This window comes from Faecalibacterium hattorii (genome assembly GCF_003287455.1).
In the GTDB taxonomy this organism is placed as follows: Bacteria; Bacillota; Clostridia; order Oscillospirales; family Ruminococcaceae; genus Faecalibacterium; species Faecalibacterium hattorii.
This window is the reverse complement of record NZ_PRLC01000045.1, coordinates 1-1,297: the sequence shown is the minus strand read 5'-3', so window position 1 is coordinate 1,297 and position 1,297 is coordinate 1. Positions and strand designations below refer to the sequence as shown.

General features: G+C 44.4%; 2 protein-coding genes. Both read right to left on the bottom strand.

Annotated features, from left to right (window positions below):
• Positions 1 to 34 precede the first annotated feature (34 nt).
• Positions 35 to 931 (bottom strand): IS3 family transposase, encoded by an 897-nt coding sequence (locus C4N23_RS13685; RefSeq protein ID WP_112146687.1) that lies wholly within the window; start codon positions 929 to 931, stop codon positions 35 to 37.
• Positions 880 to 1,236, bottom strand: a complete 357-nt coding sequence (locus C4N23_RS13680) for a helix-turn-helix domain-containing protein (protein WP_181567141.1) — start codon at positions 1,234 to 1,236, stop codon at positions 880 to 882. Before C4N23_RS13680 ends, C4N23_RS13685 begins: the two co-directional genes overlap by 52 nt.
• Positions 1,237 to 1,297 lie beyond the last annotated feature (61 nt).

Genomic DNA, 1,297 nt, shown 5'->3' with positions numbered 1-1,297 from the left:
TGAAATGAACCCCAAAAGTTAGACAAAAATCAAATTAAGCGGCCCCAACGGTCTGAATCCTGTACTGCACAGGGCTCAGGCCGTTTAGTTTTAATTTAATTCGGCGGTTGTTGTAATAGTCGATGTAATCGACAATAGCCTTTTCAAGCTGGTCAATGGAATCAAATTTTTCCAGATAGAACAGTTCCGTCTTGAGCAGTCCGAAGAAGTTCTCGGCAACAGCATTGTCCAGACAAGTGGCTTTCCGAGACATACTTTGCGTAATTCCTTTTGCTTTCAGTAGATTCTGGTAGGACTTCATCTGGTATTGCCAGCCCTGATCCGAATGCAGAATCAGATTGTCAACTTTGTCCGGCAGCTTTTGAAAAGCACCTTCCAGCATATCCATGATTTGCTTAAAGTTCGGATGGCGGCTCAGATTGTAGCTGATAACTTCGCCATTGAACAAATCAAGAATTGGAGACAGGTAGAGTTTCTGGTCGTTCACTTTGAACTCGGTAACATCTGTGACCCATTTCCGATTCGGCTGGTTTGTCTTGAAATGCCGTTCCAGTAGGTTTGGAGCTACTTCTCCAACTTCGCCTTTGTAAGAACTGTACTTCCTTTTTGCACGAACCTGACAGACTAAACCAAGCTGCTTCATGAGTTTCCGAACCGTCTTGTGGTTCACACAAATATCGTTGTTATGCAGTTCTTTTGTGATTCTGCGGTATCCGTATCGTTTTTTGTTCTCGTTGAAGATTATAACAATCTGTTCCTTTACCATCTGGTATTTGGCAGGATTCTGAGACTGGTGCAGATAGTAGTAGAACGTGCTGCGAGGAAGTCCGGCAAGTTGCAGCAGTGCTTTCAGAGGGTATTTCTGCCTTAGTTCCTGAACTACTTGTGCTTTCTGTTTTGGCGTTCCTCTTCCAGCACCAAGGCATTCAATTTTTTTAAGTAGTCGATTTCCATCCGAAGTCGCTGATTTTCTGCAATAAGATCTTCTTCTACTTGCTTATCCAGCTTTGGCTTCCGACCTTTCTGCGTCCCACTGGCGGCACAGGATCGTCCTCGACGCTCTAACAGAAGTGCTTCTTCTCCCTCCTCCCAATAAATGCGCTCCCAGTCCCTGAGTGTACGGTCCGAAATGCCATATTCTCTGGACGCTCCCTTAAAGCTCAGGTTTTCTCTGTGGATTCGTTTAATGATTTCTACCTTCTGCGTTCCGTTGTACTTTCGTTGTCCCTTTGGCATACAAAAACACCCCATTTCCTAAACAGTATACCATACTGTCTAACAAATAGGGTGCAGTTCA

Excerpts from the sequence above, each read along its gene's own strand:
- C4N23_RS13680 (WP_181567141.1), bottom strand. The coding sequence starts at position 1,236 with ATGCCAAAGGGACAACGAAAGTACAACGGAACGCAGAAGGTAGAAATC.